Origin of the sequence: Bradyrhizobium sp. SHOUNA76 (assembly GCF_023006445.1) — a bacterium.
Taxonomy (GTDB): Bacteria; Pseudomonadota; Alphaproteobacteria; order Rhizobiales; family Xanthobacteraceae; genus Bradyrhizobium.
Map to the genome: position 1 here is coordinate 1 of NZ_JALBHA010000247.1, position 9,025 is coordinate 9,025.

At 63.8% G+C, this 9,025-nt stretch carries 7 protein-coding genes and 2 pseudogenes; 3 read left to right on the top strand and 6 right to left on the bottom strand.

All coding sequences use genetic code 11. From position 1 onward, the window contains the following. Nucleotides 1-1,274 (bottom strand): annotated as a pseudogene (locus MOV74_RS22765) (autotransporter outer membrane beta-barrel domain-containing protein); the annotation flags it as partial. 148 nt (nt 1,275-1,422) lie between these two features. Between MOV74_RS22765 and MOV74_RS22770 the strand changes: the two are divergent. Beyond that, on the top strand, nt 1,423-1,908 hold the full coding sequence (locus MOV74_RS22770; protein WP_246927176.1) for a hypothetical protein: 486 nt from the start codon (nt 1,423-1,425) through the stop codon (nt 1,906-1,908). 127 nt (nt 1,909-2,035) lie between these two features. On the opposite strand, the gene MOV74_RS22775 is transcribed toward MOV74_RS22770, so the two are convergent. From MOV74_RS22775 to MOV74_RS22785, 3 genes are all read right to left on the bottom strand, one after another. Next, the gene (locus tag MOV74_RS22775) at nt 2,036-3,349 is read right to left on the bottom strand and encodes a GGDEF domain-containing protein (RefSeq protein WP_246927178.1); all 1,314 of its coding nucleotides are present in this window, start codon (nt 3,347-3,349) and stop codon (nt 2,036-2,038) included. Between the two features lie 249 nt (nt 3,350-3,598). After that, nucleotides 3,599-4,903, bottom strand: a complete 1,305-nt coding sequence (pncB, locus tag MOV74_RS22780) for a nicotinate phosphoribosyltransferase (RefSeq protein WP_246927180.1) — start codon at nt 4,901-4,903, stop codon at nt 3,599-3,601. A 182-nt stretch (nt 4,904-5,085) separates the two neighbouring features. Then, nucleotides 5,086-6,006: a LysR family transcriptional regulator gene (locus MOV74_RS22785; protein WP_246927190.1), complete on the bottom strand. Its 921-nt coding sequence runs from the start codon at nt 6,004-6,006 to the stop codon at nt 5,086-5,088. A gap of 100 nt (nt 6,007-6,106) precedes the next feature. Between MOV74_RS22785 and pcaH the strand changes: the two genes are divergently transcribed. Both pcaH and pcaG read left to right on the top strand, forming a co-directional pair. Next, nucleotides 6,107-6,895, top strand: coding sequence for a protocatechuate 3,4-dioxygenase subunit beta (gene pcaH, locus MOV74_RS22790; protein ID WP_246927182.1), 789 nt, complete (start codon nt 6,107-6,109; stop codon nt 6,893-6,895). A 4-nt stretch (nt 6,896-6,899) separates the two neighbouring features. Then, nucleotides 6,900-7,526, top strand: coding sequence for a protocatechuate 3,4-dioxygenase subunit alpha (gene pcaG, locus MOV74_RS22795; RefSeq protein WP_246927186.1), 627 nt, complete (start codon nt 6,900-6,902; stop codon nt 7,524-7,526). Nucleotides 7,527-7,545: 19 nt separating this feature from the next. Here pcaG and MOV74_RS22800 read toward each other — a convergent pair. After that, nucleotides 7,546-8,157: pseudogene (locus MOV74_RS22800) on the bottom strand (NYN domain-containing protein). Between the two features lie 350 nt (nt 8,158-8,507). Continuing rightward, on the bottom strand, nt 8,508-9,025 hold a 518-nt coding region (locus tag MOV74_RS22805; RefSeq protein WP_246927188.1), incomplete at its 5' end, for a helix-turn-helix domain-containing protein.

A 9,025-nucleotide genomic window follows, 5' to 3' on the forward strand; every position in this document is an offset into this window, starting at 1 on the left:
CCCCAGGCCGTCCAGCGCTCCGCAAAGGCCGGCGCCTTCGCGGCCGGCGCACCCAGCACCTTGTTGTAGGCGAGGGCGATATCGTCCGGCAACGCTACGCGCTCTGGACTGAAGCCGAATGCCGAGCCGCCGGCGTCGACGCCGCCACCGCTGCGTCCGTTGACGAACGGATCGAGCATCAGGCCGAGGAATTGACCGGTGAACTGGAAGGCTCCCTGCCGCGCGCCGGTAGCGGCTTCCCCAGAGAGTTGGTCCAGACTGTAACGGAGCTGGGCGTCGCTCTGGCCTGCGAAAGATGAAAGGAAGGGCAGGTTGGAGCCGAATGCACTCAGTGTGCCGGCCACGGCCTTCTGATTCTGCGTCTGGGCGACGGTGGGGAACGCGCTGCTGTTGTAATTGAGCGTCAGGAAGACGGCGAGCCCGTCAGAGCTGAGGGCGGAGGTGAAAAACTGCGGATTGTATCCGCTGAGCGTTATGCCTGCGAAGGATCCGGTGACGCCGGTCGTCGTGCTGAGGATCGTATATTGCGTCGATGGGCTGTAGGCGCCGGCAAGCGTGGTGACGGCGACGGTGCCGCCGTTCAACGTCGCGGTCACGGCGAGAATCTTGTCGGATTGGCCGGCCGCGTTGACGGAGATCGCGTAGGTCGAACCGGCGTTGAATGTGGCGTTGCCGTAGGCGATGAGCGAACCGAAACTGCCGGGTGCAACCCTGCCGCCCGACAGCACGGTGAGATCGCCGATGGCGCCGTTGCCGCCGAGGGTGCCGCCGCTGACAGTCGTCGCAACGTTAGGCATCGCGCCGTTGACGATGAGGTTGCCGGCCTGGACATTCATGGTCGCCGTATCCGTCGTCGAGCCCGTCAGCGTCCAGGTTGAGCTTCCGGTTTTTTCCAGCGCCTCGAACTCTTGGAACTGCTTGGCAGCGCCAAATGTGGCGAGGTCGAACGCGCTGTTGGCCGTTCCGCCCAAGCGCAGCGTGTCCGTTCCGTTACCGCCCAGCACCCATCCCGTGATGTTCGATCCTGCGCGCAGCTCGAAGACGTCGCTGCCGTCCTTGAGATCCACGGCTCTGTTGGCGAAATTGCCGCTGAGCGTGCCCGAGCTGATGATGGTGTCCTGGCTTGCCGAGCCCAAGATCGCGTAATTTGAAGCGCTCGAGACGGTGCCTGCGTTGTTGATGGTGTTGCCGTCGGCAGCGCCGTTGAGATCGATGGCCGGTCCATTGCCGGCAAAGACGAGGCCGCCCGACAGGATGTTCACCTGATTGTTCATCGCCCCGGCTCCGATGCCAATCCCACTGGTGATGGGAGCGAGGCTTCCAACCTTGCCTCCGACGACGACAATGTTATTGCTGGAATTGGACAGGACGAGCCCCGTCGCGCCAACGGCCGATGCTCCGACCACAGCACCGGCATCAATCGTGATGGCGTTGCTGTTGCTGCCGTTGACCAATGCAATGCCGTCGCTGTTCGCGGACGCGATCGACGCGTTGCCGGAAACATTGATCGCGCCATTGGATGCCGCTTCGAAGGCGACGCTCGCAAAGGTGGGATCGTTCACGGAAGTGGCGGTGCCATCGCCGATGTTGACGGTCACACCGCTGACCACAGGCGCCGTCTTGACTTGCGTATTGCCTGCCCCGGTGCAGGTGATTGAATCGCCTGACTGGAGTGACGTTTGCGAACCACCTCCGGTAACGACGCAGGCCGCCGCCGCGGGAGTAGTGAACCACGGCAGCGCGGTACCTGCAGCAAGAGCGCTGATCGCGGTGCTCAAGAGCGCATGTCGCCGCCGCGTCTTTGCACGACGAATCTCCGGCGAGGTCATCCAATTATTCCGAGGCACTGCACACTCCTTCGACGATGCGGATGAATCCGGCCGCAACGTTGGCAGTTGCCATGCTTAGTGGTGGAGCCCTTGGCCTTCTTGGACCAGCGCGCAAAGCGAAGTGTCGAAATGCGAAAGACGCAACGTTTTCGGGACTAATGTGACCTGGGTACCACAACCGGGCCGTTTACGCGGCTCGCCGGCTATCAGCCTCGCGCTGCGACGGCTTCGCGTGGCCGGGCGGCGACGGCGATGACGTCCAGTCTCCCGCCGTCGACCTGAACGCGGTTGCGACCCTTTTCCTTGGCGCGATAGCAGGCGGCATCGGCGCGCCGCATCGCGTCCTCAAGCGTGGTGTTGCCGTCGGCGATGCAGGCGACACCGATGCTGGCGGTCACCGCAAAGCAGCGATCGTCCCAGGCGAAGTTGAGCAGCTCCAGCGCTCGCCGCAGCCGTTCGGCGATATCGACTGCAGTCGCGGGGGAGCATTGCGGCAGGATCAGCCCGAATTCGTCGCCGCCGAGCCGGGCCACGAGGTCACGCGGACGCCGATCCTGTTGCAGGAGGCGCGAGACCTGGCAGAGCAGGCGGTCACCGGCAAGGTGTCCGCAAGTGTCGTTGACGTTCTTGAATTGGTCGAGGTCGAGCAGGACCAGTCCCAGCGGACCCGCCGCAGCACCGTCCAGCTCGCCTTGCAGGCGGGCCTCGAAGGCGCGGCGGTTAGACAGGCCGGTCAGCCAGTCGTGCGATGCCTGCCAGGCCAGGCGTTCCTTCTCGCCATGCAGGGCGTCCTCGAACGCCTGTCGTTGCAGCACCAATCGCCTGGTGTGCCAGATCAGGAGCAGGATCAGCGTGACGGCGGTGACGATGTTGATGCCGGTCAGCGTCAGCTTGATGGCGCGGGAGCCTTCGCCGAGGACGGTGGAGAAGCGCTTGGCATGCACCGTGAACTGGGTGTTGAGCTCGGAGAGCCGCGACGACAGGAATTGCAGGCGATTTATGTCTCGAACAGGGCCGTTCTCCAGCTCGGACCGGATGACTTCACCGAACACGCTCAGCTCGAGCAGCATGGGGTCGGTAGCGGTCCACTCGCGGATCGCTTCCTGCAGGAAGCTGACGCGGTTGAAATAGCGAAACAGCCAGATCAATCCAGGAACGTCATCGGGATGATTGCCGCCTTGCAGGAAGCCGATGCGCGCGGCCTCGACGTCGACCGGATCTCGCTCCATCGCCCAGCGCGCGAACTCGTCGCCGATGGGAACGGCGAGCGAGGCCTGGTATTGCGTGAACTGGCTGACGTCGCCCGAATGCAGATAGAGATTGAGGAAATAGACGGCATTCTTCTGCGAGCGGGACCACATCGCTTCGCCCGCGACATAGGCGCGAACCGACGACATGACTTCGAGACTGAATCCCGCGATCGCCGCCTGGAGCACGACGACCATCACGAAAGGCGAGACGAGCTTGATGACGTGAAGGAAGCTGTGTCCCTTCATCGACGTCGCTGTTCTGCGAAACACCCTGCGTTCCCCAAATCGCGCCACGACCCCAGCGGAAGCGCTGCGCCTGCAACGCGAAGTAGAGGAGATGGTTGCTTAACTCGATCTGAAAATCGCGCAGGACTGCGTCGCAGGGTGAAGGCACTGTGACGTGGATATACGCAGATCGCTTCAAATGCCGCTGAATCGGATCTGGTGCGGTCTCGGCGAACTAATGCCTCGGATTCGTCGTGCGCGGTTTACCCGATCGAGAGAGACCTGGTCCGTTTGCTAGACCAGCACCGGCTTGCGCACGCGGCCGGCGTCGCCGAACACGCGCAGGTAACGCTCGATCTCCGAGGTCATACCGGTCGCCTTCTCCGGATTGTCGGAGAGCTTGACGGCGGGACGGCCGTCGACCGACGACACCTTGCAGACCAGCGAGATCGGATCGAGATTGAACGAGCCATCCGGCGTGCAGCCGACGAAATCATTGGTGAGATTGGTGCCCCAGCCGAAGGAGAGCCGCACCCGGCCGGCAAAGTGATGATAGGTCTCCTCGATCGAACCGACATCCATCGCGTCGGAAAAGACGAGCAGCTTGTCCCTGGGATTGCGGCCCTTCTTCTGCCACCAGGCGACGATCTCCTCGCCGGCCTGAATCGGCGGCGCGCTGTCGGGACGGAAGCCGGTCCAGTCGGCGACCCATTCCGGCGCATCGCGCAGGAAGGCCTTGGTGCCGAAGGCATCGGGCAGTGCGATCAGGAGGTTGCCGCCATAGGTCTGGCGCCACTGGTCGAGAATGCGATAGGGCGCCCAGCGCAATTCCTCGTCGTCCTTGGCGAGCGCGGCCGCGACCATCGGCAGCTCATGCGCATTGGTGCCGATGGCCTCGAGATCGTTGTCCATCGCGAGCAGCACGTTGGAGGTGCCGATGAAGGACGAGCCCAGGCCTTCCTTCACCGCCTCCACGCACCAGCGCTGCCAGAGAAAGCCATGACGGCGGCGGGTGCCGAAGTCGGACAGGCGCAGGTTCTCCAGCTCGCGAAGACGCTCCACCTTGGTCCAGAGCTTGGCCTTGGCGCGCGCATAGAGCACGTCGAGCTCGAAGCGGCCGCGGCCCTTGATCGCCGCGCGGGAGCGCAGCTCGTTGAGGATTGCGAGCGCCGGAATTTCCCACATCGTGGTGTGGGTCCACGGCCCGTGGAAATGCAGTTCGTATTGGCCCTCGACCTTGCGCAGCTCATACTCGGGAAGGCGGAATTCGGCCAGCCAGCGGATGAAGTCCGCCGAGAACATGTGGGTCTTGCCGTAGAAGGTGTTACCGGCAAGCCAGATCAGCTCCTTCTTGGTGAAGCGGATGGTGCGGGCGTGGTCGAGCTGGGCGCGCAACTCGCCCTCGTCGATGATCTCGGCGAGCCGGACGTGGCGCGAGCGGTTGATGACCGAGAAGGTCACCTGCTGCTTCGGGTAGGACTCCCGAATCATTTGCAACATCAATAGCTTGTAGAAATCGGTATCAAGCAGGCTGCGGATGATGGGATCCAGCCGCCAGCTGTGATTGTAGGTCCGGCTCGCAATGTCAGTCACTGTCATGGGGGGATTTTAGCGTGGCTCCCTTTGCGCAACCAGTGGGTTTGGCGAGGGGCAGGTCACCGGCCCCGCGCCCCGCGGGGCCACGGTCCCGGAGGTATCTTGAGGCGGCAGCAATGATTGCACCCTGTCAAGCTGTCCGCGGGGCGTGACGCGGCGGCCGTACAATTCGGTGGGGTCCTCGTTCAGCCGCCCGCCGCCGTCGCCGCGACACTCTCGAGCTGGCTCCTGACCCAACGATGGGCCGGGTCTTTCTGATAGCGCTGGTGCCAGACCATGAACATCGGCAGCTCGGCCAGCGTCCGCGTGCGGGACGCCAGCGGAATCCGCGTTTGCGCGAAACCGCGCATGACCCCAGACGCCAGCAGGCTCGGCATGCTCGCCAGCATCTGCGAGCCGCGGAGGAAGGACGGCACCCCGGAAAAGCTCGGCACCGAGATCGCGATGTCGCGGTGAAGACCGTTGGCCGCCAGCCGGCGGTCGAAGTCGAGCCGCTCATTGTCGGTGTAGACGACAGTGATGTGTCGCGCCGCGAGATAGGCACCGCGGCCGTTCGGCGCGCTGCGCATCTTGGGATCGAAGTAACAGACGTAATGATCGCTCAAAAGGCGTTTCTGCACGATATCGACACCGGATGGCGGCAGTGGCGTGATCAGGAGATCGCAGCGGTTTTCGCGCAGCATCGCGGGCGAGGGCGACTGCGAGGGGATCACGCGCAAATTCAGGCCCTTCACTTGCGCGGCGACGTGATCGAAGAACCGCGGCAGCAGCAGGTCGCGCTGGAAGTCGTTGGCGGCGATCGTCAGCGAAAGCTGCCCGCGAGCCGGGTCGAACGTGACGCCGCCGGCAAAGCTCCGCATCTCGTCGATCAGCGCCCGTGCCTTCGCGGCGAGGGCCTGCGCATGCGCGGTGGCGACGATGCCGCGGCCGGATTTCGCGAATAACGGATCGCCTGCGATCCGCCGCAGCTTGTTCAGCCCGTGACTGACCGCCGATTGCGTCAGCCCGAGCCTTGTTGCCGCCGCGGTGACCGATCCCTCCTCCAGCACGGCAAGGAACAGTTCGAGCGCGTGGCCGTCGAGGGCCAAATGATCGATTTCTTTCATGCAATATATTATAATCGATCTATTTATCCGGGGAATAGACCGCGCCATGATCTCCCGATAAGCCGCGCGTCCGGACCCGGGCGCCCCAGGGAGAGACACGATGAATGCCCAGGCGTCAGCCTTGCGGGATCCCCGCCTCAACCGTCCCGAGCCTTTTACGCCTCCGCTCGGCGATGGCGGCTTCTTCCAGCGCGACCGCTCCATCCATCCGCCCGCGCATGCGCCGGGCTACAAATCCTCGGTGCTGCGCTCGCCGCGCCAAGCGCTGCTGTCGCTGGAGAACTCGGTTTCGGAGATCACAGGGCCGGTGTTCGGCCATAACGATCTCGGCCCGCTCGACAACGATCTGATCCGCAACTACGCCAAGGACGGCGATCCCGTCGGCGAGCGCATCATCGTCCACGGCCGCGTGCTCGACGAAACCGGTCGCGGCGTGCCGAACACGCTGGTCGAGTTCTGGCAGGCCAATGCCGGTGGCCGCTACCGGCACAAGAAGGACACGTATCTGGCGCCCATCGATCCGAATTTCGGCGGCTGCGGCCGCGCGCTGACGGACGACACCGGCTATTACTATTTCCGCACCGTGAAGCCGGGGCCCTATCCCTGGCGCAACTACGTCAACAGCTGGCGGCCCGCCCACATCCATTTCTCGGTGTTCGGTTCGGGCTTTGCGCAGCGGCTGATCACGCAGATGTATTTCGAGGGCGATCCCCTGATCCCGGTTTGTCCGATCCTGACGACGATTCCCGACAAGGATGCGCTCGACCGCCTGGTCGCACCGCTCGACCTCAACGCCTCGACGCCGTTCGACTCGCTTGCCTACCGCTTCGACATCGTCCTGCGCGGCCAACGCTCCACCTACTTTGAAAATCGCACCGCGGGGAACTGAGCAAATGCCGCAGCCGCTCAACTATCTCAAGGAAACGGCGTCGCAGACCGCCGGTCCCTACGTCCATATCGGCCTGATCCCCGCGATGGCGGGATTCGACATCTTCGAGAAGAACTTTTCCAACGTGCTGGTGACGCCGAACACGCAGGGCGAGCGCATCACGCTGGAAGGCAAGGTGCTCGACGGCACCGGCACGCCGCTGCGCGACGTGCTGCTGGAAATCTGGCAGGCCAATGCGAGCGGCCGCTACAACCATCCGGCCGACCGCTCGGCCGGCGCACTGGAGCACGAGTTTCGCGGCTGGGGCCGCGCCGGCTCCGACTTCGAGAGCGGTCTCGTGACCTTCGAGACCATCAAGCCGGGTGCGATCATCGACAAGGCGGGACGGACATGCGCGCCGCACGTCAATGTCTGGATCGTCGCGCGCGGCATCAACGTCGGCCTCAACACGCGACTTTATTTCTCGGATGAAGAGCCCGCCAACGCCGCCGACCCCGTGCTCAACCTGATCGAACAGCCGTCCCGGCGCTCGACCCTGATCGCAAAGCGCGGCGAGCGTGCCGGCAAGGTCGTGTATTCCTTTACGATCAATTTGCAGGGCCCGGAGGAGACGGTATTTTTCGACGTGTGAGGGGCCGGCCGTCCCGGGATCACTCCACCGGGTCGCCGCGATTGATGGCTCCGCGCGCGAGAAATTGCGATGTCTGACGCATCTCGCGCGATCCCGGTCGTTCGGTCGGGTCGCGCCCCACTTTTTGTTTCAGTTCTGCCAGATCGATGAAGACGTCCGCCTGTCGCCGCAGGTCGTCGGCAACCATGGGGGGCGAAGTAGAGAGTGTGGAGACGACCGTCACGCGGACACCGCGGCGCTGCAGGGATTCCACCAGCGAACGAAAATCCCCGTCGCCCGAGAACAACACGATCTGATCGACATGCTCGGCGAGCTCCATCGCGCTTACGGCGAGGTCGACATCCATGCGGCCCTTCACCTTGCGGCGACCGGTAGCGGCGTCGATGAACTCCTTGGTGAGCTTAGTGACGACGGTATATCCGTTCTAGTCGAGCCAGTCGATCAAGGGACGGATTGACGAATACTCCTGATCCTCGATGACGGTCGTGTAGTAGAAGGCCCGCAACAGCGTGCCTCGGCTCTGGAATTCGCCGAGCAGACGCCTGTAATCGATGTCGAAACCCAGCGCCTTGGAGGTGGCATAGAGATTGGAGCCATCGATAAAGAGCGCGATCTTCTCAATCGAAGACATCGTTGAAAATCCCCACTTCCGCACGAAAAGCCGGACGGTTCGGCCGAAATGGCGCAGTGTGTCGGCCGGAAAAACAATGACGGCGCGGATGGCTTTGCTGAAAAAGGGGCGCAGACGACCGGACAGGGTTGGCCGCCTTGCGCCAAGGTTAGGGAGGTTCCATGCCACCAGCGCCAGCGCGCCGAATGCAGCCACGTTAAGGCGTGCGCATTCCCTGCTCAATTGTACGGAGGTAAAGGGGCTCCATCCAAAGGATGGGATCCTCTATACGAAGGTAAGTGGCGACGAGAGCCCAACGTCGTTCGCGGTGTGGCTTCGACCATAGGCGCCCTTGGTCTTTCTCCGATGCATCAGCCTTCGTCGCCATGGAGCTGCGCGCGGAACGCGCGCGGCGATATTCCCGTGGCTGCGGCGTAGACCCGGCTGAAATAGGCGGGGTCCTCGAAGCCGAGCGTGTAGGCGATCGTCGAGACCGGCAAATTGGTGTAGACGAGGTTGCGCCGCGCCTCCCGGATCAGCCGGTTGAGGATGAGGTGCGAGGCGGTATCTCCGGTCGCCGCCCGTGTGATCCGGTTGAGATGCGTCGGCGTCACCGCCAGCGCTTCGGCATAGTCCGCGACGCTCCAGCGTTCCAGATGATGCTGCTCCAGGAGCGCCTCGAAGCGGCGGAACAGGCTCGACTCGACCGCGCCGTTGCCCCCGCTCTCGCTCGTGAGCGCGCGTGCCACCAGTCCGATCATGGCGGACGACAACGCGCGCAGCACATGCGCGCGGCCGAAATCGCGCGCGGCGTGTTCGGCGAAGATCTGCTTCATGATGGTGCGGATCTGCGGCGTGCCGCGCACCACGGCCGAGCGCGACAGCGCAC

Excerpts from the sequence above, each read along its gene's own strand:
- pncB (WP_246927180.1), bottom strand. The coding sequence starts at position 4,903 with ATGACAGTGACTGACATTGCGAGCCGGACCTACAATCACAGCTGGCGG.
- MOV74_RS22785 (WP_246927190.1), bottom strand. The coding sequence starts at position 6,006 with ATGAAAGAAATCGATCATTTGGCCCTCGACGGCCACGCGCTCGAACTG.
- pcaH (WP_246927182.1), top strand. The coding sequence starts at position 6,107 with ATGAATGCCCAGGCGTCAGCCTTGCGGGATCCCCGCCTCAACCGTCCC.
- pcaG (WP_246927186.1), top strand. The coding sequence starts at position 6,900 with ATGCCGCAGCCGCTCAACTATCTCAAGGAAACGGCGTCGCAGACCGCC.